At 60.5% G+C, this 25812-nt stretch carries 22 protein-coding genes; 12 read left to right on the forward strand and 10 right to left on the reverse strand.

What is annotated here, in order from left to right:
* Positions 1-51: 51 nt before the first annotated feature.
* The 8 genes from rseP to rpsB all read right to left on the reverse strand — a co-directional run bounded on the left by rseP (position 52) and on the right by rpsB (position 7579).
* Positions 52-1404 (reverse strand): RIP metalloprotease RseP, encoded by a 1353-nt coding sequence (gene rseP / locus M1E04_RS19250; RefSeq protein WP_369319499.1) that lies wholly within the window; start codon positions 1402-1404, stop codon positions 52-54.
* Positions 1405-1491: 87 nt separating this feature from the next.
* Positions 1492-2682, reverse strand: a complete 1191-nt coding sequence (gene ispC, locus M1E04_RS19255) for a 1-deoxy-D-xylulose-5-phosphate reductoisomerase (protein ID WP_296309212.1) — start codon at positions 2680-2682, stop codon at positions 1492-1494.
* The gene (locus M1E04_RS19260; protein ID WP_065989843.1) at positions 2679-3497 is read right to left on the reverse strand and encodes a phosphatidate cytidylyltransferase; all 819 of its coding nucleotides are present in this window, start codon (positions 3495-3497) and stop codon (positions 2679-2681) included. Before M1E04_RS19260 ends, ispC begins: the two co-directional genes overlap by 4 nt.
* A complete protein-coding gene (gene uppS, locus M1E04_RS19265) occupies positions 3497-4252 on the reverse strand; it encodes a polyprenyl diphosphate synthase (RefSeq protein WP_065989844.1) in 756 nt (251 codons plus the stop codon). Before uppS ends, M1E04_RS19260 begins: the two co-directional genes overlap by 1 nt.
* Before the next feature lie 16 nt (positions 4253-4268).
* Entirely contained in the window at positions 4269-4826 is a 558-nt protein-coding gene (gene frr / locus M1E04_RS19270) for a ribosome recycling factor (protein WP_065989845.1), read from the reverse strand.
* A complete protein-coding gene (pyrH, locus tag M1E04_RS19275) occupies positions 4823-5566 on the reverse strand; it encodes a UMP kinase (RefSeq protein WP_037014256.1) in 744 nt (247 codons plus the stop codon). Before pyrH ends, frr begins: the two co-directional genes overlap by 4 nt.
* A 221-nt stretch (positions 5567-5787) precedes the next feature.
* Positions 5788-6651 (reverse strand): translation elongation factor Ts, encoded by an 864-nt coding sequence (gene tsf, locus M1E04_RS19280; RefSeq protein ID WP_065989847.1) that lies wholly within the window; start codon positions 6649-6651, stop codon positions 5788-5790.
* Between the two features lie 187 nt (positions 6652-6838).
* Entirely contained in the window at positions 6839-7579 is a 741-nt protein-coding gene (gene rpsB / locus M1E04_RS19285; protein ID WP_192132177.1) for a 30S ribosomal protein S2, read from the reverse strand.
* 338 nt (positions 7580-7917) lie between these two features.
* On the opposite strand from rpsB, the gene map reads away from it, so the two are divergent.
* The 3 genes from map (at position 7918) to dapC (ending at position 12777) form a co-directional block, all read left to right on the forward strand.
* Positions 7918-8700, forward strand: a complete 783-nt coding sequence (gene map, locus M1E04_RS19290; protein WP_192132179.1) for a type I methionyl aminopeptidase — start codon at positions 7918-7920, stop codon at positions 8698-8700.
* A gap of 84 nt (positions 8701-8784) precedes the next feature.
* Positions 8785-11484, forward strand: coding sequence for a [protein-PII] uridylyltransferase (locus M1E04_RS19295; RefSeq protein ID WP_065989850.1), 2700 nt, complete (start codon positions 8785-8787; stop codon positions 11482-11484).
* Between the two features lie 96 nt (positions 11485-11580).
* Positions 11581-12777: a succinyldiaminopimelate transaminase gene (gene dapC / locus M1E04_RS19300; protein WP_065989852.1), complete on the forward strand. Its 1197-nt coding sequence runs from the start codon at positions 11581-11583 to the stop codon at positions 12775-12777.
* Positions 12778-12807: 30 nt separating this feature from the next.
* On the opposite strand, the gene M1E04_RS19305 is transcribed toward dapC, so the two are convergent.
* Positions 12808-14454, reverse strand: a complete 1647-nt coding sequence (locus M1E04_RS19305; RefSeq protein WP_456291877.1) for a Na+/H+ antiporter — start codon at positions 14452-14454, stop codon at positions 12808-12810.
* Between the two features lie 382 nt (positions 14455-14836).
* On the opposite strand from M1E04_RS19305, the gene M1E04_RS19310 reads away from it, so the two are divergent.
* The 6 genes from M1E04_RS19310 (at position 14837) to M1E04_RS19335 (ending at position 20048) form a co-directional block, all read left to right on the forward strand.
* Positions 14837-15958: a hypothetical protein gene (locus M1E04_RS19310; RefSeq protein ID WP_456291878.1), complete on the forward strand. Its 1122-nt coding sequence runs from the start codon at positions 14837-14839 to the stop codon at positions 15956-15958.
* Positions 15958-16326: a hypothetical protein gene (locus M1E04_RS19315; RefSeq protein ID WP_456291879.1), complete on the forward strand. Its 369-nt coding sequence runs from the start codon at positions 15958-15960 to the stop codon at positions 16324-16326. Before M1E04_RS19310 ends, M1E04_RS19315 begins: the two co-directional genes overlap by 1 nt.
* Before the next feature lie 622 nt (positions 16327-16948).
* Positions 16949-17311, forward strand: a complete 363-nt coding sequence (locus M1E04_RS19320) for an ArsC family reductase (protein WP_410927887.1) — start codon at positions 16949-16951, stop codon at positions 17309-17311.
* 31 nt (positions 17312-17342) lie between these two features.
* Positions 17343-18377: a 2,3,4,5-tetrahydropyridine-2,6-dicarboxylate N-succinyltransferase gene (gene dapD / locus M1E04_RS19325; RefSeq protein WP_065989858.1), complete on the forward strand. Its 1035-nt coding sequence runs from the start codon at positions 17343-17345 to the stop codon at positions 18375-18377.
* A 64-nt stretch (positions 18378-18441) separates the two neighbouring features.
* Positions 18442-19647, forward strand: coding sequence for an aminotransferase class V-fold PLP-dependent enzyme (locus M1E04_RS19330; RefSeq protein WP_456291880.1), 1206 nt, complete (start codon positions 18442-18444; stop codon positions 19645-19647).
* The gene (locus M1E04_RS19335) at positions 19644-20048 is read left to right on the forward strand and encodes a SufE family protein (RefSeq protein WP_456291881.1); all 405 of its coding nucleotides are present in this window, start codon (positions 19644-19646) and stop codon (positions 20046-20048) included. Before M1E04_RS19330 ends, M1E04_RS19335 begins: the two co-directional genes overlap by 4 nt.
* Before the next feature lie 17 nt (positions 20049-20065).
* Here the strand turns inward: M1E04_RS19335 and tcdA are convergent, their stop codons facing one another.
* Positions 20066-20884 (reverse strand): tRNA cyclic N6-threonylcarbamoyladenosine(37) synthase TcdA, encoded by an 819-nt coding sequence (gene tcdA / locus M1E04_RS19340; protein ID WP_410934468.1) that lies wholly within the window; start codon positions 20882-20884, stop codon positions 20066-20068.
* A 231-nt stretch (positions 20885-21115) separates the two neighbouring features.
* Here tcdA and M1E04_RS19345 point away from each other — a divergent pair, with 231 nt between their 5' ends.
* From M1E04_RS19345 to M1E04_RS19355, 3 genes are all read left to right on the forward strand, one after another.
* Positions 21116-23704: a glycosyltransferase family 2 protein gene (locus M1E04_RS19345; protein WP_192132191.1), complete on the forward strand. Its 2589-nt coding sequence runs from the start codon at positions 21116-21118 to the stop codon at positions 23702-23704.
* A gap of 103 nt (positions 23705-23807) precedes the next feature.
* On the forward strand, positions 23808-24959 hold the full coding sequence (gene dapE, locus M1E04_RS19350; RefSeq protein WP_192132193.1) for a succinyl-diaminopimelate desuccinylase: 1152 nt from the start codon (positions 23808-23810) through the stop codon (positions 24957-24959).
* Entirely contained in the window at positions 24959-25768 is an 810-nt protein-coding gene (locus M1E04_RS19355) for a putative RNA methyltransferase (RefSeq protein ID WP_065989870.1), read from the forward strand. The genes dapE and M1E04_RS19355 overlap by 1 nt, the downstream gene beginning before the upstream one ends.
* Positions 25769-25812: the final 44 nt, after the last annotated feature.

The raw sequence follows: 25812 nt of genomic DNA on the forward strand, positions 1-25812 counted from the left end.
CAATAAACAAACTGCCGCAAAATGCGGCAGATTCACAATTCGGCGTAGCTTTTACAGTCGTCCCAGATCGTTGACCAGTGCGAGCAACATCACTCCAACCACCAGACTGATACCGATCTGAACCCCCCAGCCCTGCACCTTCTCTGACAGTGGTCGACCACGCGCCCACTCGATCAGATAAAACAGCAAGTGCCCCCCATCCAGCACGGGTATGGGCAGCAAATTGAGAACACCCAGGCTTATGCTCAGATAAGCGAGGAAATTCAGGAAGTCACCTACGCCTGACTGGGCCGAAGCGCCCGCCACTTTAGCAATGGTTATCGGTCCGCTCAAGTTTTTTACCGAGAGCTCGCCGAACAACATTTTCTTCAGCGAATCGAGCGTGAGCACGCTCATGGTCCAGGTACGCCGCGCGCCTTCTGCCACGGCGGCTACAGGGCCATAGCTCACCTCGCGCAACATCTCCGGCGGCCAATCCACACCTTTCACGCCCGCACCCAGATACCCGGTCGCCGCAGCGCCTTCGCCCCGTGTAACCAGATCGACAGGCACATTCAGCTGAGCGCCGTCACGCTCGACGCGCACGGAAATCCGCGTATCGGCATGGACACGAACCCAGTCCACGACCTTCTGCCATTCGTCGACAGGCTCGTCATTAAGGGCCAGCAGACGGTCACCGGTTTTAAGACCTGCGGTTTGTGCAGGGCCTTTCGGATCGAGCTCTGCCAGAACCGGCGGCAGGGCTGGACGCCAGGGACGAATACCCAGCGAACGAATAGGGTCCGGCTCGGCTGCGCCCTTGAGCCAGTCGTTGAGCACCAGCGAACGTGGGGTTTCCACGTCAGAACCCTGCTCGCGAACCTTCAACGCGATGCTGCCGCTCTCACCCAGGCGACGCACCAGTTGCAGGTTCACGCCGGCCCACCCGGTGACGGCTTCGCCATCCACCGAGACAATTTCCTGACCGGAACTCAGCCCGGCCTTTTCCGCAATACTGCCTGGCTCGACGCCGCCCACCACAGGCCGCACCTGCTGGCTGCCCAGCATGGCGAGTACCCAGAAAAATACAATCGCCAGCAGAAAGTTGGCGACCGGGCCGGCAATCACGATAGCGATACGCTGGTAGACCGACTTGCGGTTAAAAGACTGATCAGCCAGCTCGGGGGGGACGTCGCCCTCCCGTTCGTCGAGCATTTTCACGTAGCCGCCGAGCGGAATCGCCGCCACGACGTATTCGGTGCCCTTGCGATCACTCCAGCGCAACAACGGCATGCCAAAGCCCACCGAAAAACGCAGGACTTTGACACCACAGCGGCGGGCCACCCAGAAGTGGCCGAACTCGTGAAACGTCACCAGCACGCCCAGCGCAACCAGGGTGCCGACAATCATGTATAGCGCGCTCATCGCTGCTCTCCGGGTACCGATCTAGCGGTGCGTTGAAGCCCACATTGCCTGCGAATCATAAGAAACATTACTGCCTGACCCGACTGCCTAGCGACCATTGCGCCCTAGCCATTGCTCAGCCAGCGCACGCGCTCGCGCATCGATCTCGAAAACCGTCTCCAGCTCGGACACGGCGACGACGGGCTCAAGGTTCAGAACCTCGTCGATCATACTCGCGATTTCCGGGTAGCGAATGCGCTTGTCCAGAAACGCCGCGACCGCGACTTCATTGGCAGCATTCAGTACCGCAGGTGCACTGTCGCCCGCCTCAGCAGCTTGCCGTGCCAGACGCAGGCATGGGAAGCGCACTTCGTCCGGTGCCTCGAAGTCCAGCCGCGCGATGCTGAACAGATCCAGCGGCGAGACACCTGAGTCGATGCGCTCGGGCCAGGCCAGCGCGTGGGCAATCGGCGTACGCATGTCGGGATTACCCAACTGCGCGAGCACCGAGCCGTCGACGTAATCGACCATCGAATGGATCACGCTCTGAGGGTGAATCACCACCTCGATCCGCGAGGGCGTCGTGTCGAACAGCCAGCAGGCTTCGATCAGCTCAAGGCCCTTGTTCATCATGCTGGCGGAATCGACGGAAATCTTGCGGCCCATGGACCAGTTGGGATGGGCGCAGGCCTGATCCGGGGAAACGTGCTCCAGCTCGGCGAGCGGTGTCTGCCGGAACGGGCCACCGGATGCGGTCAGCAGAATGCGCCTGACGCCAACCTTCTCGAGACCGCTTTCGTAATCACGCGGCAAGCACTGGAAGATCGCGTTGTGTTCGCTGTCAAGCGGCAGCAGCACCGTCCCACTGCGACGAACAGCCTGCATGAACAAGGCGCCGGACATGACCAGCGCTTCTTTGTTGGCCAGCAGGACCTTCTTGCCCGCCTCGACAGCGGCCAGGGTCGGACGCAAACCGGCGGCACCGACGATCGCGGCCAGCACGGTATCCACCAGAGGGTGTGCAGACACTTCACAGAGCCCGCCCTCCCCCACCAGCACGCGGGTATCGAGACCCGCGGCGCGCAGGTCGTCCTGCAACTGCCGCGCGGCGGCTGTCGTCGGAACCACGGCGAATTGCGGGGTATGTCGAACGCACAACGCCAGCAGCTCGGCCAGACGCGTGTAGCCCGTCAGGGCAAACACCTGGTACCGCGACGGGTGCCGTGCAATGACGTCCAGCGTACTTAACCCGACCGAGCCCGTCGCGCCAAGCACGGTAATGAGCTGAGGCGTACTCACATCACGCCCCAGTCCTGGGCAGCCCAGAGCAGCAATGCGAACACCGGAATGGCAGCGGTCAGGCTGTCGATGCGATCCAGCACACCACCGTGGCCTGGCAGCAGGTTGCTGCTGTCCTTGAGCCCGGATTTGCGCTTGAACATGCTCTCAGTGAGGTCACCGACGACCGAGATCAGCACGACGATCGCCGCGCACACCAGCGCGAAGATGATTTCGCCCAGCGACCAGCCGCGATAGACACCCACCGCCGCAGTGATCAGCAGGCACGCCGCCAGACCACCATAAAGGCCTTCCCAGCTTTTACCCGGGCTGACCTTCGGCGCCAGCTTGCGCTTGCCGAATGCCTTGCCGGAGAAATAGGCGCCAATGTCGGCACCCCACACCAGAATCATCACCGACAGGATCAGCCAGTTGCCCAGCGGCATTTGCTTGATCAGCACCAGACCCTGCCACGCCGGCAGCAGTATCAGCAAACCGATCAGCAGCTTGCAGATGGCACTGGACCAGTGCTCGCTGGACTCGGGATAGGTCAGCACCAGCCAGGTTGCCACCAGCCACCAGATCAGCGCCGCCACCAGCAACCAAGGCGCGAGGTCGGGCAACAGGTACAACAGAAACAGCAGCGCAGCGACCACCACGGCGTACAGAACGCGGGAAGATTGCGCCTCGAAGCCGGAGAGACGCGCCCACTCCCATGCGCCGAGCACGACGACTGCACCAATGAACAATGCAAAGCTGCCGCCTTCGAGCAGGAAGAAACCGCACAGGGCCAGCGGCGCAAGGATCAGCGCAGTGATGATTCGTTGTTTAAGCATTAAGCGCGGGCTCCAGCTTCTACCTGCTCGCTGGTTTTCCCGAAGCGGCGTTGGCGAGAAGCGAAATCGGCCAGCGCAGTGCGCATGGCATCGTGTTTGAAGTCCGGCCAGAACAGGTCGGAGAAATACAGCTCGGCATAGGCCAGCTGCCAGAGCAGGAAGTTGCTGATGCGGTGCTCGCCGCCCGTGCGGATGCAGAGGTCGGGCAACGGCAGATCGCCAGTGGCCAGGCACGTCTGCAGAAGCTCCGGAGTGATGTCGTCCGGCCGCAAGTGGCCTGCCTGAACTTCACGGGCCAGCCGCTGGGCTGCCTGAGCGATATCCCACTGACCGCCGTAGTTGGCGGCAATCTGCAAAACAAAGCGGCTGTTTTCAGCCGTGCGCTGCTCGGCTTCGCGGATGGCGGCCTGAAGCTCGGGATGAAACCGCGAACGGTCGCCGATGATGCGCAGACTGATGCCGTTCTCGTTCAGGCGCTTGGTTTCGCGACGCAGCGCCGTGAAAAACAACTCCATCAGCGCGCCGACCTCTTCCGCCGGGCGCTGCCAGTTCTCGCTGGAGAACGCGAACAAGGTCAGCACTTCGACCTTGGCCTCTGCACAGACTTCAATCACGGCACGAACAGCATCGACCCCGGCCTTGTGGCCCGCTACACCGGGTAGCAGGCGCTTTTTGGCCCAGCGGTTGTTCCCATCCATGATGATCGCGACATGACGCGGCACCGATGCCGGCGCAGCCAGCTTTGTCTTATCCATGAAAGCTTCCCGGCCCTTATACGGCCATCAGGTCCGCTTCTTTGGACTTGGTCGCGGCGTCGATGTCAGCCTCAGCCTTGTCCGTCAGCTTCTGGATGTCGGCAGCAGCGCGGCGCTCTTCGTCTTCGCTGATTTCCTTGTCCTTGACCAGCTTCTTCAGTTCACCCAAAGCGTCACGACGGATGTTACGCACGGCAACGCGAGCGTCTTCTGCGGCACTGCGTGCCTGCTTGGTGAAACCCTTGCGGGTCTCTTCCGTCAGAGCAGGCATGGAGATCAACAGCATCTCGCCCAGGTTGGTCGGGTTGAGGTTCAGACCAGCACTCTGAATGGCCTTGTCGACCGCAGAAAGCATGTTGCGCTCGAACGCCACGACCTGCAGCGTACGGGAGTCCTTCACGGTCACGTTGGCCACGCCGCTCAACGGGGTGTCGGAACCGTAGTACGGCACCATCACACTGCCGAGAATGCTCGGGTGGGCCTTGCCGGTACGGATCTGGCCGAATGCATGGGCCAAGGACTCAAGGGATTTCTTCATCCGCTCTTGAGCGTCTTTCTTGATTTCGTTGATCATTGTTCGCCTTCCTCGATCAAAGTACCTTCCGCTCCGCCATGCACGATGTTCAGCAGGGCGCCGGGCTTGTTCATATTGAAGACACGCAGTGGCATCTTGTGGTCACGACACAGACAGATGGCTGTCAGATCCATTACACCCAGCTTGCGATCCAGCACTTCGTCATAGGTCAGACGATCGAACTTCTCGGCATGCGGGTCCTTGAATGGATCGGCAGTGTACACACCATCGACCTTGGTTGCTTTCAGCACGACATCAGCGTCGATCTCGATCGCGCGCAGGCACGCTGCCGAATCCGTGGTGAAGAACGGATTGCCGGTACCGGCCGCGAAAATCACGACTTCCTTGGCATTCAGGTGACGCATGGCTTTGCGACGGTCGTAGTGATCGGTCACGCCCACCATGGAAATGGCCGACATTACGATGGCCGAGATGTTGGCGCGCTCCAGCGCGTCACGCATGGCCAGCGCATTCATCACGGTGGCCAGCATGCCCATGTGGTCGCCAGTGACCCGATCCATGCCGGCCGCGCTCAGCGCTGCGCCGCGGAACAGGTTACCGCCACCGATGACCAAGCCGACCTGAACGCCGATGCCGACCAACTGACCAACTTCAAGGGCCATGCGATCCAGCACCTTGGGGTCGATGCCGAACTCTTCCGACCCCATCAGGGCCTCGCCGCTGAGCTTGAGTAGAATGCGTTTATAGCGAGCTTGATAGCCACTGCCCTGCTGAGCCATTGCGAATCTCTCCTGCGGCGTTTGAAAAAAATCGTTCGAGTTGCGGGCCGTTTTCGACCTGCGCTCACTCTAGGTCACTGCTTCAGGGAATTGCAGCCTCGTAGGCCCAACTTCCTGCAAAAACAAATTACGTGCAGCCATAACAATTCCGCGTACCGCTTTGACAAAGAGGCTGCGCGCGTGAGCGGGCAGCCTCTTCGGGGCGACAGTTGGAAACCGTCTTATTGCTTGCTTGCAGCTACTTGAGCAGCGACTTCTTCAGCGAAGTTGTCGACTGGCTTCTCGATGCCTTCGCCTACTTTGAAGTAGGTGAAGGAAACGATTTCAGCGCCGGCTTTCTTGGCCAGTTCACCGACCTTGATTTCCGGGTTCTTGACGAACGCTTGCTCAACCAGGCTGGCTTCAGCCAGGAACTTGCTGATACGACCGCCAACCATCTTCTCGGCGATTTCAGCAGGTTTGCCTTTCAGCTTGTCTTCGTTCAGTTGCATGAAGACATTCTTCTCGCGCTCGATCGCTTCCGGGGAAACGTCCGAAGGCAGCAGGAACTCAGGGTTGGTCGCTGCCACGTGCATCGCGATGTCTTTGGCCAGCTCTGCATCGCCGCCCTTGAGGACGACAACCACACCGATCTTGTTGCCGTGCAGGTACGAACCCAGAACGTCGCCTTCGATGCGCGCCAGACGACGGATGTTGACGTTCTCGCCAACCTTGCCGACCAGCACCAGACGATCAGCTTCCATCGCTTCAACCAGAGGCTCAACGGTGGTCAGCTTGTCAGCGAAGGCTTTCTCGACGCTTTTAGCGACGAATGCCTTGAAGTCATCCTGCAGAGCCAGGAAGTCGGTCTGGGAGTTGACTTCGATCAGGACTGCGGCTTTGCCGTCGTCCTTGATGGCGATGGCGCCTTCAGCAGCAACGTTGCCTGCTTTTTTGGCTGCCTTGATTGCGCCCGAAGCACGCATATCGTCGATGGCTTTCTCGATGTCGCCGCCAGCCTTGGTCAAGGCCTTTTTGCAATCCATCATGCCTTCGCCGGTACGCTCGCGCAGTTCTTTGACCAACGCTGCAGTAATCTCTGCCATTTCAAAATCCTCTTGGATAGGTCTTCAACCATTCCACCCGCAATGCGGGCGTTCAAATTCTTGAAAATCCATGGTGACTGCTGCACATGACAATAAGATCGATGGCGGCGTCAGATGGTTTTCGAGGTGGCAAAAAGGGGGCCAAGCCCCCTTTTTGCGTACTGAGTCAACGCCAGGCGTTTGTTACTCAGCCTTCAACAGTTGCCGCTGGAGCTTCTTCAGCGTAAACGTCGGTACCGCCGCCATTGTTGTTGCGACCGCGGATCACAGCGTCAGCCATCGAACCCATGTACAACTGGATGGCGCGGATTGCGTCATCGTTGCCCGGGATGATGTAGTCAACGCCTTCAGGGCTGCTGTTGGTGTCGACAACGCCGATGACCGGGATACCCAGCTTGTTGGCTTCGGTGATCGCGATGCGCTCGTGATCAACGTCGATAACGAACAGAGCGTCTGGCAGACCGCCCATGTCCTTGATACCACCCAGGCTACGATCCAGCTTTTCCAGATCGCGAGTGCGCATCAGCGCCTCTTTCTTGGTCAGCTTGGTGAAAGTGCCGTCTTCTGCCTGGACTTCGAGATCACGCAGACGCTTGATGGAAGCGCGGATGGTCTTGAAGTTGGTCAGCATGCCGCCCAACCAGCGGTGATCGACGTACGGCGAACCGCAACGTGCTGCTTCTTCAGCAACGATCTTGCCAGCGGAACGCTTGGTGCCGACGAACAGAATCTTGTTTTTGCCCTGAGCCAGGCGCTCAACGAAAGTCAAAGCTTCGTTGAACATAGGCAGGGTTTTTTCAAGGTTGATGATGTGAATCTTGTTGCGCGCGCCGAAAATGTATTTACCCATTTTCGGGTTCCAGTAACGGGTCTGGTGACCGAAGTGCACACCGGCCTTCAGCATATCGCGCATGTTGACTTGGGACATGATAGTTCCTTGATAAGTCGGGTTAGGCCTCCACGTATCCCAATGACCAACCAGCGGCTTGAGCCGAAGGCACCCAGGTCATCGTGTCGACACGTGTGTGGGTTAGAGCTTTCGGGGCAGACCCCGTAAAGCGGCGCATTTTATATCACAAAAAACCGGATAACGGAACTCGAAATAAGAGCCTGTTTTCCCGACGCTTTTGCCTCCCTCGTGCGAGCCGTCAGGCACCCTGCCTGCTCGATGGGAGAAGGGATGATAACCCGCCTGACGACGGTCTGGTAGAATCGCGTTTTTTCCGTATCAAGCCGTGGCTGCGCCGCGCCGAGAGAGCCTGTTTAATGACCGTGACACTGAAAACCCCCGAAGACATCGAAAAGATGCGAATTGCCGGCCGCCTGGCTGCCGACGTGCTGGAAATGATCGGCGCCCATGTAAAGCCTGGCGTAACCACCGACGAACTGGACCGCCTCTGCCACGATTACATCGTCAACGAGCAGAAAGCCATTCCGGCGCCGCTGAATTACAAGGGTTTCCCGAAATCCATCTGTACCTCGATCAACCATGTCGTCTGCCACGGCATTCCGAACGAGAAGCCGCTCAAGAATGGTGACGTGCTGAACATCGACGTGACGGTCATCAAGGACGGCTACCACGGTGATACCAGCAAGATGTTCCACGTGGGCAAGGTGCCTGAGTGGGCCGAGCGTTTGTCCCGCGTCACCCAAGAGTGCCTTTATAAAGGCATCGAAGTGGTCAAGCCCGGTGCGCGCCTGGGCGATATCGGCGAAGTGATCCAGAAACATGCCGAAAAGAACGGCTTCTCCATCGTCCGCGAATACTGCGGCCACGGCATCGGCAGGGTCTTCCACGAAGAGCCGCAAATTCTGCACTACGGCGAGGCCGGTAAAGGAATGGAGCTCAAGGAAGGCATGACCTTCACCATCGAACCGATGATCAATCAGGGCAAGGCTGACACCCGCTTGCTGGGCGACGGCTGGACAGCCATCACCAAGGACCGCAAGCTGTCGGCGCAGTGGGAGCACACCATTCTGGTGACCGCGACCGGCTACGAAATATTCACCCTGCGCAGCGATGACACCATCGCCCGCACCTCGGCCTGATCGCGAAGTCACTTGCGATCAGCGTCGGTACAGCCAGCACGGTCGGTTTAGCACGGTCGGTATAGATAGAAGGAAAGCAGTTCGATGCCGCAGGTGGACCCAGATTTGTTCGATCGCGGCCAGTTTCAGGCCGAGCTGGCGCTGAAGGCCAGCCCCATACCCGCCTTCAAGAAAGCCATCCGTCAGGCGCGCGAGGTGCTGGACGGACGCTTCAAGTCAGGCCGTGAAATTCGCCGCCTGATCGAAGACCGCGCCTGGTTCGTCGATAACATCCTGCAGCAGGCCTGGGATCAGTTCGACTGGAGCGAAGACGCCGACATCGCCCTGCTGGCGGTCGGCGGCTACGGTCGCGGCGAACTGCACCCCTACTCCGACATTGATCTGCTGATCCTGCTGGACAGCGCCGACCATGAGGTTTTCCGCGATTCCATCGAGCGTTTTCTGACGCTGCTGTGGGACATCGGCCTGGAGGTCGGTCAGAGCGTGCGTTCGGTGGACGAATGCGTCACCGAGGCACGGGCCGATCTCACCGTCATTACGAATTTGATGGAGAGCCGCACGATTGCCGGTCCCGAGCGACTGCGTCAACGCATGCTCGCCGTCACCAGCACCCGCGAAATGTGGCCGAGCAAGGAGTTCTTCCTGGCCAAACGCGCCGAGCAGAAGAACCGTCATCACAAATATTTCGACACCGAGTACAACCTTGAGCCCAACGTCAAAGGCTCGCCCGGCGGGCTGCGGGATATCCAGACCATTCTCTGGGTTGCCCGTCGCCAGTACGGCACGCTGAATCTGCACGCACTGGCCGACGAGGGTTTTCTGCTGGAGAGCGAAAACGCGCTGCTGGCGTCCTCCCAGGAATTTCTCTGGAAGGTCCGTTATGCGCTGCACATGCTGGCCGGTCGTTCCGAAGACCGACTGCTGTTCGATTACCAGACCAGCATCGCGCGCCTGCTGGGTTACGAAGACAGTGACGCCAAGCTGGCCATAGAGCGCTTCATGCAGAAGTACTACCGGGAGGTCATGAGCATCGCGCAGCTCAGCGACCTGATCATCCAGCACTTCGAAGAAGTGATTCTCGCGGACGATGAAGGCACGGTCACCGAGACGATCAACTCGCGCTTCCAGCTGCATGACGGCTACATCGAGGCGACTCATCCAAACGTTTTCAAGCGCACGCCGTTCGCGATGCTCGAGATCTTCGTGCTGATGGCGCAGCGCCCGGAAATAAAAGGCGTGCGCGCCGACACCATCCGGCTGCTGCGGGAACACCGCTACCTGATCAACGACGATTTCCGCAACGATATCCGCAACACCAGCCTGTTCATCGAGTTGTTCAAATGCGAGATCGGCATCCACCGCAACCTGCGGCGGATGAACCGTTACGGTATTCTCGGGCTGTACCTGCCAGAGTTCGGCCACATCGTCGGGCAAATGCAGCACGACCTGTTCCACATCTACACGGTCGACGCCCATACGCTGAACCTGATCAAGCACCTGCGTAAGCTGCAATACACGCAGGTGTCAGAGAAATTCCCGCTGGCCAGCAAGCTCATGGCCAGACTGCCCAAGCCCGAGCTTATTTATCTGGCCGGGCTGTACCACGACATCGGCAAGGGCCGGGGCGGCGATCATTCGGAACTGGGCGCGGTGGATGCCGAAGCGTTCGGCATTCGTCATCACCTGCCCCACTGGGACACCCAGCTGATTGTCTGGCTGGTGCAGAACCATCTGGTGATGTCGACCACCGCCCAGCGCAAGGACTTGTCCGACCCGCAAGTGATTCACGACTTCGCCCAGTTCGTCGGCGATGAAGTGCATCTGGACTACCTCTACGTGCTGACCATCGCCGACATCAACGCGACTAATCCGACGCTGTGGAACTCGTGGCGGGCCAGCCTGTTGCGCCAGCTGTACACCGAGACCAAGCGCGCACTCAAGCGTGGGCTGGAGAATCCGGTCGACCGCGAGGAGCAGATCCGTCGCACCCAAAGCGCCGCCCTGGATATTCTGGTGCGCAGCGGCACTGATCCCGACGACGTCGAGCAATTGTGGTCCCAACTGGGTGATGACTATTTCCTGCGTCACACCGCAGGTGACGTGGCCTGGCACAGCGACGCGATTTTGCAGCAGCCGGCCGATGGCGGCCCGTTGGTGCTGATCAAGGAAACCACCCAGCGCGAGTTCGAAGGCGGCACGCAGATATTCATTTATGCGCCCGACCAGCATGACTTCTTCGCCGTGACCGTGGCGGCGATGGACCAGCTGAACCTGAACATTCACGACGCCCGGGTCATCACCTCCACCAGCCAGTTCACCCTCGACACCTACATCGTGCTCGACAGTGAAGGCGGTTCGATCGGTGAAAACCCGGAGCGCATCAAGGCCATTCGCGAAGGACTGACCGAGGCGCTGCGCAACCCCGACGATTACCCGACGATCATCAAACGCCGGGTGCCGCGCCAGCTCAAGCACTTTGCCTTCGCGCCTGTGGTGACGATTTCCAACGACGCGCAACGGCCAGTCACGGTGCTGGAACTCAGCGCGCCGGATCGCCCCGGGCTGCTGGCGCGACTGGGCAAGATCTTCCTGGAGTTCGATCTGTCACTGCAGAACGCCAAGATCGCCACGTTGGGCGAGCGCGTGGAAGACGTGTTCTTCCTGACCGATGAAAACCACCAGCCGCTGTCCGATCCGCAGCTGTGCCGACGCCTGCAGGATGAAATCGTCGAACAGCTCAGCGTCAATCCCGAGCCCGGCAGCGAGTTGCGCATCAGCATTTGAACCGGCCAGGACGGCCAGCCATACCGACTTGATTCAACGGCGCCCTGCCACATCGTGAACACGAGTGCGGGCGCCCAGCCTTGAGAACGATTCGACATGAATAACGCCCTGCAGCAGCTTCAGCCCTACCCTTTCGAGAAACTCCGCGCCTTGCTCGGTGCCGTCACGCCGAATCCGGACAAACGTCCGATCGCCCTGTCGATCGGCGAACCCAAGCACAAGTCGCCAGAGTTCGTGGCCAAGGCGCTGGCCGACAACCTCGATCAGATGGCGGTCTACCCGACCACGGCAGGGATTCCTGCGCTGCGTGAAGCCATCGCTCACTGGTGCGAGCGCCGTTTCAGCGTGCCGGCCGGCTGGCTGGATGCGGCGAAACATGTGCTGCCTGTCAACGGCACCCGCGAGGCGCTGTTTGCCTTTACCCAGACGGTCGTCAATCGCGCTGACAACGGTTTGGTGATCAGCCCCAACCCGTTTTACCAAATCTATGAGGGCGCGGCGTTTCTGGCCGGCGCCACTCCGCACTATCTGCCTTGCCTGGCCGAACATGGGTTCAACCCGGATTTCGACGCGGTCAGTGCTGATGTCTGGGACCGCTGCCAGATTCTGTTTCTGTGCTCGCCGGGCAACCCGACCGGTGCGCTGATCCCGCTGGAAACCCTGAAGAAGCTTATTGCGCTGGCCGACAAGCACGATTTCGTGATCGCGGCCGACGAGTGCTACAGCGAGCTTTATTTTGACGAAGCGACCCCGCCGGCCGGGCTGCTCAGCGCCTGCGCGGAACTGGGTCGCCAGGATTTCAAGCGCTGCGTGGTGTTCCACAGCCTGTCCAAGCGTTCGAACCTGCCGGGCCTGCGTTCAGGTTTTGTCGCAGGCGATGCCGACATTCTCAAGGCGTTTCTGCTCTATCGCACCTACCACGGCTGCGCAATGCCGGTGCAAACGCAACTGGCAAGCATCGCGGCCTGGAGCGACGAAGAACACGTGCGCGCCAACCGCACGCTGTACCGGGAGAAGTTTGACGCTGTGCTGGAAATCCTCAGCCCGGTCATGGACGTGCAGCGCCCCGACGGCGGCTTCTATCTGTGGCCCAACGTCGGGACTGATGACGCGAAGTTCTGCCGTGATCTGTTCGTCACTGAACACGTGACCGTGGTACCGGGGTCATACCTGTCCCGGGACGTCGACGGCTTCAACCCCGGCGCCGGCCGCGTGCGCATGGCACTGGTCGCACCGCTGGCCGAGTGCATCGAAGCCGCCGAGCGCATCCGGGATTTCGTCACGAGCCGCTGATACCTGTCTTGCTGAGGCGTTACTCGTGCCTCAGTGCGCCAGACCCAGATTGGCTTCGTTGAGATCGAGTTCCGCCAGCACCAGGCGCAGCACGTCATCGCCGATCTGGTGATGACGGTGCAGGTTGTAAAGCTCCAGACGCTGGGCACGCAGGGCGTTGAGGCGCATGCGTTTCTCCAGTTGGTCCATCTGGAAGGCCAGCGCCTGGGCCTCGGCGGTGTCGTTGAATATATCCAGACGCTGGCGGTACTCGGACATGATCCGCGCCTTTACTTCTATCGCGAGCACCGCCTGCGCAGCCTCGGGTGAATCCGTGGCTGCGGGGATCGCTTCGTTCTCCAGTGTCTTGATTGCCGCCTGAGCCGTCCGTTTCCAGGCATCCCGCACTTCGCGCTTCATGCGCGTGTCCGGCTCATTGACCTGCCCACGCAGCAGCAGCGGCAAGCCAATGCTCGCCGACACCAGCGACAGCAGGATCACCCCTGCCGCGATGAAAATCAGCAAATCACGCTCGGGAAAGTCGACGCCGGCGCTGATCACCAGCGGCACCGACAACGTACCCGCGAGCGTGACTGCACCGCGCACCCCGCCCACCGTCAGCAGCAATGAAGAACGGGTCGACAGATCCAGCGTGCCGTCACCCCTGCCGCGCCAGCGCCGAATCTGGATCATCAGCCGCCAGACGCTCTGCACCCAGATGTAACGCAACACCGCCAGCACGATGAAAATCGCCAGCACATCCAGGCAACGCCACAACAGTGTCGGCCACAGGGTCGCTTCGTGGTGGGTAACGGCGGTAATGATGTCCGGCAGTTGCAAGCCCAGCAGCAGGAAGATCAGGCCGTTGAAGGCAAACTCCAGGAGGGTCCACACGCTACGATTGAGCAGTCGAGTGGTGGTCTGGCGGGGCAGCAGATCGACCCAGCTTTGCATCATCCCCGCCGCCACCGCCGAGAGAATTCCGGACAGTTCAAGCCGCTCTGCCAGGACGTAAGCGGCGAACGGCAGCAGCAACATGAAGACAACGTGGGTCGCCGGATCATCCCAGCCCCGGGTGATCATCCGGCTGCGCAGACGCCCCACCACCCAACTGAGCGCAACGCCCACGGCCAGACCGCCACACGCCACCAGCACAAAATTCAGGCTGGCATCGGTCAGGGAGAACACGCCTGTGATGGCAGCTGCGAGGGCAAACTTAAAGGTGACCAGGCCGGTGGCGTCGTTCATTAATGCCTCGCCCTGGAGCATGCGCATGATCGGCGCGGGCAGCCGGTCCTGGGCGATGGCCGAGACCGCCACGGCGTCGGTCGGGGACAGCACCGCGGCCAAGGCAAAGGCGACAGGAAAGGGAATGGAAGGCAGCAGCCAGTGGATGAAGTAACCGGCGCCGATCACGGTAAAAATCACCAGCCCGACCGCGAGGGTCAGGATTGCGCCGCGATAGCGCCAGAGATCGCGCTTGGGCATGCGCCAGCCATCGGAAAACAGCAGCGGCGGCAGGAACAGAAACAGGAACAGCTCAGGGTCGAGCGCCACGTGCAGGCCCAGCGTCGGCCAGGCGAGCAAGGCGCCCGCGGCGATCTGCACCAGCGGCAACGGCAGCGGAATCACCCGGGCCAGCAATCGCGAGACACCTACCAGCGTCAACAAGATAAGGACGGTATAGGCTGATTGCATTGCGTGTTTCCCCAAGCGTGTGGCACATGACTGACATCGGCAACAGACCCGATGCGTCCGGCAAAGTGCCCCTCATAGCGGCTGCAAGGGGTCATGGGCTTCTGATACATCAGGGCTGACCAGCCTGTCGTCGCTCACGACGAATACTAGCTGCGATGGGTAGATAGTCCGGGCGAAGAAAGCAGTGGGTACAGCAGAATTGAATTTTTACTGCTGACGAAACATCTGCTGCAAAAACGAGAACTAAAAGCACTAATGCGGCCTGCTACTATCCCGCGGCGACATGAACAAGCATCGGATCATCCGTCGAGTGATTCGGCGGGGTGGGATATCTGATGGCTCCAGGTTACGAAATAGACGTCACACGGGAAAAGGATTTCGCATGAAAAAGCCATTCGTCGCTCCGCGACTGGTCGGCGCAAGATTTGATGATCACACGATCCCTCTTGAATTGCTCAAAGACTTAGCAGCTCTTGAAGAGTTCGTGGTCGCGGTTGCCAAATGGAAGTTCGTCGAGCAGCACGGGCGTGTCCGCGCTCCCAAAGGCTTCACAGATCATTTGTCGATTAATCTCTCATCGGTGACTGAGGGGAGCGCAGTCCCGAATATTGTGATCGAATATAACGATCCGACCGCAGGGCTCTTTGCTGCAGCTAACGAGGACTATTTCTTTCAGGCGGTGCAGTCGATTGGTAATGCAATCGACGCCGCAGAGCATGGCTCGTCGATAACAGAGCACATTCCAGCCGCCCTCCTTGGCTATTTCGACCGATTCGGAAGGGGGTTACGCGACGGAGAAATACTTGAGTTTCGGCCTGGCACTGAACGACCTGCTAGGCTTTCGAAGCTGACGCGGCGCCGACTTCTGCTGGCATCTCAAAATCAGGTTCTCACGGACGAAGTAACCGTCCGCGGTCTAGTCCCCGAAATTGACCAAGCAAAAATGAGCTTTGAGCTTCTCCTGGCTGATGGAAAGAAAATCACCGCAAAGATGGATGCGATCCACCTCGACACTATCCTTGAGGCCACCCGGGGTTTTCGCGAAGGACTTAAGATTTCGGTCTCCGGAGTTGGGCGGTTCGACCGGTTGGAGAAACTTCACTCCCTTGACCTTATTGAGGACGCCGTGATCATCGAATCTAATGATCCTTTAGCGCGACTGGACGAGCTCAGACTGTTGCGAGTTGGCTGGTTAGATGGTCGTGGCGTGGTTCCGAGCCCTCAAGAATTCGACTGGGTCGAATCTTTTTTCCGAGATCAGTACCCAGCTACGTTACCAACACCGTTTATTTATCCCACCGCCGAAGGCGGTTTCCAGTTCGAATGGAGGACTGGATACCAGGACGTGAGTCTTGAAATCAACCCCCGGTATAAGACTGCCGAATTGCATGGGCTGAACATCAAGGACGGCGCAGACACCTTTATGGAGCTAAATCTCGAAGCTAAAGGTGACGTCGACTTACTTATAGCGTTCATTTCCAAGGCCGCGAAGGGTGAAGTGTGATGGATGATCAGACTCAACTGCTGCGTCAGGTTCACCCCAGCTTTGTGCAAGACGGGAAAATCACCTCGCAGGTTTTTCGCCCCACCCCCAAGGATGATAAAAAGCTTTCTTCCTACGATGGTGACAAGATCACCCCAGAGGCTTCATACGCGCATTTCACCTCCCGGGCAGATTGTCGCTCAGCAGGCGTAGTCTCCATAACCACAATGGAGTGCCAAGCGCTTGGTCTGCCCACTGAGGCAGATCCGGAGGAATTCCCGGAACACGTACTGATCGACTTCAGCCATTTCGAGAAAAAGGAAATTGAGAAAAAGGCGAAAATCCTGCGGGCCAATGCAGAATCCCGCGACTGGCTATTCAAGCCCTGATTAAAGCTCGCGTCACTTCCGCCCTGTAACCTGGCCCGCCACCGAGCGGGCTTTTTAATGCGTCCTTTCAGGCTCGAAAGTTCTGAGTGCCCGTGAGCCAGTCGCTCGCCTTGTTCTCATGAAAATGCTTGTCCTCCTTATGGCTTATACCAAGGCTAGGTGCACATGCCAGTGGAGTCCGCCGACGCCCACAACTTTATTTATCTGATTTATCTGAAGCCCGACGTTATCAGGAAAATCCCTACCGGAGAGATCGACCTGCCGCAGAGAAAGCGGCTTTATCCAGCAGGTGATCCATCAACGCGATTCTTTTAGAAAATTTAAGAGCACCGATGCGCTTGCCGAGCGTTCGCTCACTGACTCACTGATGACCAAGTACGGCTGAAACGAGCACCGTCATTACAGGCAATACCGGCTGCAGCTGCTGAATAAGCCAAATTGAGCGCTGGCTACAACGGCCATGGGTTTCTGATACATCCCTGGTAGCCGGCCATTGTCGCCCCAGGTCACGCCGCGCAAACCCACCTCGAACGGACAAAGCGTCGGCCCGCCGCGCTTACCCGGCGTGTACGTGGCATAATCCTCCACCGTTTTTTTCAACCGTCCCGAAAGGAGCAGGCCGATGGCCAAGGAAACCCACACGTTGCACCTGTTTGGGATCAAGGCGTGCGACACAATGAAGAAGGCGCGCACCTGGCTCGATGAAAAATCGGTGAATTACGATTTCCACGATTACAAGACCCAGGGCATTGATCGGGACCACCTGGCCCGTTGGTGCAACGAGCATGGCTGGCAGACGGTCCTCAACCGCGCCGGCACGACCTTTCGCAAACTGGAGGAGGCGCAGAAAGCCGACCTCGACCAGGAAAAGGCCATTGAGCTGATGCTCGCCCAGCCCTCGATGATCAAACGCCCGGTGCTGGATCTTGGCGAAAAAACCCTGATTGGCTTTAAACCCGAACTGTACGCTGCGGCTATCGCCTGATTGAGATAGCCCTAAATAACGAGGTATCTGCATGTCCACTTCTCTGTTCAGCCTGGCCTTTGGCGTTGGCACACAAAACCGTCAAGGCACCTGGCTGGAGGTTTTCTACGCCCTGCCGCTGCTCAACCCGTCGGCTGAAATCGTCGCCGCCATCGCGCCGATCCTGGGCTACACCGGTGGCAATCAGGCCATCGCATTCAACACTGATCTGTCCTCGCGTCTGGCCAATGCACTCAAGGGTATCGACGACACCCAGGCCGCACTGCTGACCCGACTCGCCGAAAGCCACAACCCGCTGGTTGCCACGCTGCTGGCTGAAGACGCCGCGCTGACCTCCACCCCTGAGGCTTACCTCAAGCTGCATTTGCTGTCCCATCGTCTGGTCAAGCCCCACGGTTTGAGCCTCGCCGGCGTGTTCCCCCTGCTGCCGAACGTCGCGTGGACCAGCCAGGGCGCCATCGACCTAGGCGAACTGGCCGAGCGTCAGTTGGAAGCTCGCCTGAAAGGCCACTTTCTGGAGGTCTTCTCGGTGGACAAATTCCCGAAAATGACCGACTACGTCGTGCCGGCCGGTGTGCGCATCGCTGACACGGCGCGCGTGCGTCTGGGCGCCTACATCGGCGAAGGCACCACCGTGATGCACGAAGGTTTCGTCAACTTCAACGGCGGCACCGAAGGCCCGGGCATGATCGAAGGTCGCGTGTCGGCTGGCGTATTCGTCGGCAAGGGTTCGGACCTGGGCGGCGGCTGCTCGACCATGGGCACGCTGTCGGGCGGCGGCAACATGGTGATCAAGGTCGGCGAAGGCTGCCTGATCGGCGCGAACGCCGGCATCGGCATTCCGTTGGGCGATCGCAACACCGTTGAAGCCGGTCTGTACGTCACCGCCGGCACCAAAGTGGCGCTGCTGGACGACAAAAACGAGCTGGTCAAAGTCGTGAAGGCCCGTGAGCTGGCCGGCCAACCAGACCTGCTGTTCCGTCGCAACTCGCAGACCGGCGCAGTGGAGTGCAAATCCCACAAGTCGGCCATCGAGCTGAACGAAGCGCTGCACGCTCACAACTGATCGATGCTGCGTGCGGGTTCGGTTTCCTTCAGGGGCCGAGCCCGCCTCAACGAGCGTGACTGATATGCCCCTCATTTCTCCTTGGCGCGCTGACTTTCCGGCCATCGACGCCCTGCAACGGCAAGGCCAGATCTACCTGGACAGCGCCGCCACCGCCCAAAAGCCCCAAGCCCTGATCGACGCCACGGTGCATTACTACGCCAATGGCGCGGCGAACGTGCATCGCGCCCAGCACCTGCCGGGCGCGATGGCAACACAGGCCTTCGAGGACACGCGGCGCAAGGCCGGCGAATGGCTGAATGCCGGCGCATCGGGGCAAATCGTTTTTACCCACGGCGCCACGTCCGCGTTCAACCTGCTCGCCTATGGCCTGGAGCACGTGTTTCAGACCGGCGACGAGATTGTCATCAGCGCGCTGGAGCACCACGCCAATCTGTTGCCCTGGCAGCAACTGGCCCTGCGTCGCGACCTGAAGCTGGTGGTCCTGCCCGTCACCGAGGCGGGTGTGATTGATGTTGAGGCCGCCGCCGAACTCATCACTCCACGCACCCGATTGCTGGCGGTCAGCCAGTTGTCCAACGTGCTCGGCACCTGGCAGCCGGTCCGGCAGCTCGTCGCGCTGGCCCAGGCAAAGGGCGCACTGACGGTGATTGATGGCGCCCAAGGCGTCGTCCATGGCCGACACGATGTGCAAGACATCGGCTGCGACTTCTATGTGTTTTCCAGCCACAAGCTCTATGGCCCGGATGGCGTGGGCGTGTTGTTCGGGCGACATGAAGCGCTGGCGCAGCTGCAGCATTGGCAGTTCGGCGGTGAAATGGTCCTGCAGACCGGTTACCAGACGGCGACGTTTCGTCCTGCACCGCTGGGCTTCGAAGCGGGCACGCCGCCCATCAGCGCAGTCATTGGCCTCGGCGCGACGCTGGATTATCTCAACGGACTCAATCAATCCGCCGTCGCCGAATACGAGGCGCGCCTGCATGAGCGGCTGCGCGCCGGGTTGATGCTGCGCGACGGCGTACGAGTGCTGGGCGATCCCCACGTGGCGCTGGTGAGTTTCATCGTCGAGGGCGTGCACAACGCCGATCTTGCGCACCTGCTGACCGAGCAAGGGGTTGCCGTTCGCGCCGGTCACCACTGCGCCATCCCGTTGATCAGCGGTTTAGGCCTCTCTGGGGCAATCCGCGTGTCGCTGGGGCTGTACAACGATTCCGATGATCTGGAGCGGTTTTTCATCGCACTGGATCAAGCGTTGGAGCTGTTGCGATGAGCCTGCCGTCCGATGCGCATGCGGCGCTGGAAACCTTCAACGGGTCATTGAGCTGGGAGCTGCGCGCACGGTTGCTGATGCAATGGGGCGATCGGCTGCCACCCATGAGCGACGAAGAAAAAACCGACGAGCATCGGGTGGACGGCTGCGAGAGCAAGGTCTGGCTGGTGGGCGACGTGATCGACGGGCACTGGCAGTTCCGCGCCGCCAGTGACGCGCGGTTGATTCGGGGGCTGGTGGCGTTGCTGCTGGCTCGGGTCAACGGTCTGTCGTTGCAAGAACTGCAACAGGTGGATCTGGTTGAGTGGTATGCGCAGCTGGGATTAAGTCGCCAGCTGTCGCCCTCCCGCAGCAACGGGCTGAATGCCGTGTTGCAGAAGATGCGACAGCTGGCCGGCTGATACCGCTTACCCAGCCGTCAGACCGCAGGCTGCGCCTTGGTCCGCTCCGACGGGCGTCGCACGCCGGCGACGATTTTGTCCACGGCCTTGGTCGCGGCGACCATCCCGAACGTGGCGGTGACCATCATGACCGCGCCAAAACCACCCGCGCAGTCCAGCTTCACGCCGTCGCCGACGAAGCTTTTCTGGAGGCAAATGCTGCCGTCCGGTTTCGGATAGCGCAGTTGCTCGGTGGAGAACACGCACGGCACGCTGTAATGGCGGGTGACGGTGCGAGAAAAGCCGTAGTCCCGGCGCAGGGTCGAACGCACTTTGGACGCCAGCGGATCGTTGAATGTCCGGTTGAGGTCGCAGACCTGAATCAGGGTCGGGTCGATCTGCCCGCCCGCGCCGCCGGTGGTGATGATCTGGATCTTGCGGCGCTTGCACCAGGCGATGAGTGCCGCTTTGGCGTTGACGCTGTCGATGCAATCGAGCACGCAGTCGATGTCCGGCGTGATGTATTCGGCCATGGTCTCTCGGGTGACGAAGTCGGCGACGGCGTGGACCACGCAATCGGGATTGATCTCCCGCAGACGGTCGGCCATGACTTCGACCTTGGCGCGGCCAACGGTGCTGCTCAGGGCGTGCAACTGGCGGTTGCTGTTGCTGACGCACACGTCGTCCAGGTCAAACAGGGAAATCTCGCCCACGCCACAGCGCGCCATGGCTTCCGCCGCCCAGGAACCCACGCCGCCGATGCCGACCACTGCCACGTGGGCCGCGCGCAGGCGTTCCAGGCCCTCGATGCCGTACAGGCGGGCGACGCCAGCGAAACGCGGATCTTCTGTGCTCATGACCAATACCCCAAAAAACCGGCGCGCATTATAGGCCCTGACGGCGATTCGCAAAGCGCTGAGTTGCAGGCGTTTGGTCTGAAAGTCAGCGCTTTCCCGGCAGCCCCGCAGAGAGCTGGCAACGTCTCACATGCGAGGCCGAACAGAACTTGAACACGTGTCGGTTGCCAAAGTTTCGGCCCGCTGTACCCTGTCACTCCTCCCGTTCCCCTTTTGGAACCTGAAGCACCTATGTCATCGCGTAAATTTGGACTCAACCTCGTTGTCGTCGTGGCGATCGCTGCGCTGTTTACCGGCTTCTGGGCGCTGATCAACCGCCCCGTCACCGCCCCTAACTGGCCTGAACAGATCTCCGGCTTTTCCTATTCGCCTTTCCGGCTGGGACAGAATCCGCAGAAGGATCTCTACCCGTCCGACGAAGAAATGCGTCAGGACCTGGAGCTGATGAGCAAGCAGACGGACAACATCCGTATCTACTCGGTGGACGGCACGCTCAAGGACATCCCCAAGCTGGCCGAGGAGTTCGGCCTGCGGGTGACGCTCGGCATCTGGATCAGTCCGGACCTGGAGCGAAACGAGCGCGAAATCACCACGGCGATCGAACTGGCGAACACCTCGCGCAGCGTCGTTCGCGTGGTGGTCGGCAACGAAGCGCTGTACCGCGAAGAGATCAAACCCAAGGACCTGATGGCCGCCCTCGACCGCGTGCGCGCCGCCGTCAAAGTCCCGGTGACCACGTCCGAGCAGTGGCATATCTGGGAGAAGTACCCGGAACTGGCCAAGCACGTTGACCTGGTCGCCGCGCACATCCTGCCGTACTGGGAATACATCCCGATGGATAAGGCCGGGCAGTACGTGCTCGACCGCGCCCGCGAATTGAAACGCATGTTCCCGAAAAAACCGCTGCTGCTCTCTGAAGTCGGCTGGCCGAGCAACGGCCACATGCGTGGCGGTGCGGACGCCACCCAGGCGGATCAAGCGGTTTACCTGCGCACGCTCGTCAACAAGCTCAACCGCCAGGGCTTCAACTACTTCGTGATCGAGGCCTTCGACCAGCCGTGGAAAGCCAGCGACGAAGGATCGGTCGGCGCCTATTGGGGCGTTTACAACGCTGCCCGCCAGCAGAAATTCAATTTCGAAGGCCCGGTCGTGGCGATCCCGCAGTGGCGCGTGCTCGCGATCGGCTCGGCGGTATTGGCGATGCTGGCCCTCGCCTTGCTGCTGATTGATGGCTCGGCGCTGCGTCAGCGTGGCCGGACATTCCTGACCTTCATCGCCTTCCTGTGCGGCTCGGTTCTGGTGTGGATCGGCTACGACTACAGTCAGCAATACAGCACCTGGTTCAGCCTGCTCGTAGGATTTTTACTAGCACTGGGCGCGTTCGGTGTTTTCATCGTGCTGCTGACCGAGGCGCACGAACTGGCCGAAGCGGTGTGGACGCACAAGCGCCGCCGCGAATTCCTGCCCGTTGAAGGGGATTCGGCCTACAGACCGAAAGTCTCTATCCACGTGCCCTGCTACAACGAGCCGCCGGAGATGGTCAAACAGACCCTCAACGCACTGGCCGCACTGGATTACCCGGATTTCGAAGTGTTGCTGATCGACAACAACACCAAGGACCCCGCCGTATGGGAGCCGGTCAAGGCCCACTGCGAAATGCTCGGCCCGCGCTTCAAGTTTTTCCACGTCGCACCGCTGGCCGGGTTCAAGGGCGGCGCCCTGAACTACCTGATCCCGCACACCGCGCCGGACGCCGAAGTGATTGCCGTGATCGACTCGGACTACTGCGTTGATCGCAACTGGCTCAAGCACATGGTCCCTCACTTCGCCGATCCGAAAATCGCCGTGGTGCAGTCGCCTCAGGACTACCGCGATCAGCACGAAAGTGCGTTCAAGAAGCTCTGCTACTCCGAATACAAAGGCTTCTTCTACATCGGCATGGTCACCCGCAACGACCGCGACGCGATCATTCAGCACGGCACCATGACCATGACCCGTCGCTCGGTTCTGGAAGAACTGGGCTGGGCGGACTGGTGCATCTGCGAAGACGCCGAGCTGGGCCTGCGCGTGTTCGAAAAAGGCTATTCGGCGGCGTACGCCCACAACAGCTTCGGCAAGGGCCTGATGCCCGACACCTTCATCGACTTCAAAAAGCAGCGTTTCCGCTGGGCGTATGGCGCGATTCAGATCATCAAGCGTCACGCCGCCAGCCTGCTGCGCGGCAAAGACACCGAACTGACCCGTGGCCAGCGTTATCACTTCCTCGCGGGGTGGCTGCCGTGGGTGGCCGATGGCATGAACATCTTCTTCACGGTTGGCGCATTGCTCTGGTCGTCGGCGATGATCATCGTGCCCAACCGGGTTGACCCGCCGCTGCTGATTTTCGCGATCCCGCCGCTGGCGCTGTTCTTCTTCAAGGTCGGCAAGATCATCTTCCTTTACCGTCGCGCCGTGGGCGTGAACCTCACGGATGCGTTCTATGCGGCCCTCGCGGGGCTGGCGCTGTCTCACACCATCGCCAAAGCGGTGCTCTACGGGTTCTTCACCACCAGCATCCCGTTCTTCCGCACCCCGAAAAACGCCGAAAGCCATGGCTTGCTGGTGGCGATTTCCGAGGCCCGCGAAGAGCTGTTCATCATGCTGATGCTGTGGGGCGCCGCGCTGGGCATCTGTCTGGTGCAGGGCCTGCCGAGCAACGACATGCGCTTCTGGGTCATCATGCTGCTGGTGCAGTCGCTGCCGTACCTCGCGGCGCTGATCATGGCGTTTCTGTCTTCGCTGCCGAAACCAAAACCGGCAGACGAACCCGCTACTGCCTGAAACAATGGGGCGCTGTACTAAACGGCGGCCTTCGGGTCGCCGTTTTGCTTTAAGCTATTCGCCGGTTTATCGCCTTGCCTTCACTCAATATCTCGGACTTTTCATGACAGCCCCAGCCGACCTCTCGCCCACGCTGCAACTCGCCTGCGACCTGATCCGTCGCCCATCCGTCACGCCACTGGACGCCGACTGCCAGGCCGTGATGATGAAACGCCTGAGCGATGCCGGTTTTGCCCTGGAGCCTATGCGTATTCAGGATGTGGATAACTTCTGGGCCACCCACGGCAGCCAGGAGGGTCCGGTGCTGTGTTTTGCCGGTCACACCGACGTCGTGCCGACCGGCCCGGTTCAGGCCTGGCAGAACGATCCGTTCAGCGCGCTGATCGACGAAGACGGCATGCTCTGCGGCCGTGGCGCGGCGGACATGAAAGGCAGCCTGGCGTCGATGATTGTCGCCACCGAGCGTTTCGTTGCCGACCACCCGAACCATAAGGGCAAGATTGCCTACCTGATCACCAGCGACGAAGAAGGCCCGGCCCACCACGGCACCAAAGCGGTGGTCGAGCGCTTGGCGGCGCGCAAGGAGCGTCTCGACTGGTGCATCGTCGGCGAACCGTCGAGCACGACACTGGTGGGCGATGTGGTCAAGAACGGCCGTCGCGGCTCACTGGGCGCAACCCTCACCGTCAAAGGCATTCAGGGCCACGTCGCCTACCCGCATCTGGCGAAGAACCCTATTCATCTGGCAGCACCTGCGCTGGCCGAGCTGGCCGCCGAGCACTGGGACAACGGCAATGATTTCTTCCCGCCCACCAGCTTCCAGATTTCCAACCTGAATTCCGGCACCGGCGCGACCAACGTGATCCCGGGGGATCTGGTGGCGGTGTTCAATTTCCGCTTCTCCACCGAATCCACCGTCGAAGACCTCAAGCAGCGCGTGGCCGCTATTCTCGACAAGCATGACCTGGACTGGCACGTGGAATGGGCGCTGTCCGGCCTGCCGTTCCTCACCGAACCGGGTGCGCTGCTGGACGCAGTGTCGGCGAGCATCAAACACGTCACCGGCCGCGACACCCGTGCGTCGACCAGCGGCGGCACGTCGGACGGTCGCTTCATCGCCACCCTCGGTACCCAAGTGGTTGAACTGGGGCCGGTCAATGCGACGATCCATCAGGTCAACGAACGCATCCTCGCCAGCGATCTCGACGTGCTGACCGAGATCTACTACCAGACTCTGGTCAAGTTGCTCGCCTGATGCTGACTTGCCCGATCTGCTCCGCCCCGCTCGATTCAGCGGATAACGGCGTCGTGTGCCCGGCCGGGCACCGCTTCGACCGCGCCCGTCAGGGGTACCTGAACCTGCTGCCCGTGCAGCACAAGAACAGCCGCGACCCTGGCGACAATCAGGCGATGGTCGAGGCGCGCCGCGACTTTCTCAACGCGGGGCATTACGCACCGGTGGCCAAACGGCTGGCAGAACTGGCTGCCGAGCGCGCCCCCGCGCATTGGCTCGACATCGGTTGCGGCGAGGGTTATTACACCGCGCAGATCGCCCAGGGCCTGCCCGACGCTGACGGCTATGCGCTGGATATCTCTCGCGAAGCGGTGAAGCGCGCCTGCAAACGCGACCCGAACATCACTTGGTTGATTGCCAGCATGGCCCGCGTGCCGCTGCCGGATGCGAGCATGCAGTTCATCGCCAGCGTGTTCAGCCCGCTGGACTGGGCCGAGGCCAAGCGTCTGCTGTCGCCGGGCGGCGGCCTGATGCGTGTAGGACCGACCAATGATCACCTGATGGAATTGCGCCAGCGCCTGTACGACGAAGTCCGCGATTACAGCGATGACAAGCACCTGGCGCTGGTGCCGGAAGGCATGAGCCTGCAGCACAGCGAAACCCTGCGCTTCACCCTGACACTGGTGGACGGCCAGGCCCGCGCCAATCTGCTCGCCATGACGCCCCACGGCTGGCGCGCCAGTGCCGAACGCCGCGCGAACGTTGTCGATCAGGCCGAGCCGTTCGAGGTTACGGTGTCCATGCGCTACGATTATTTCGTCCTGAATTGACGGCTTGAAGCACCCGAACAGACTGAATCCGCGAGTGGATTTTC

This window comes from Pseudomonas sp. AK106, from assembly GCF_053903055.1.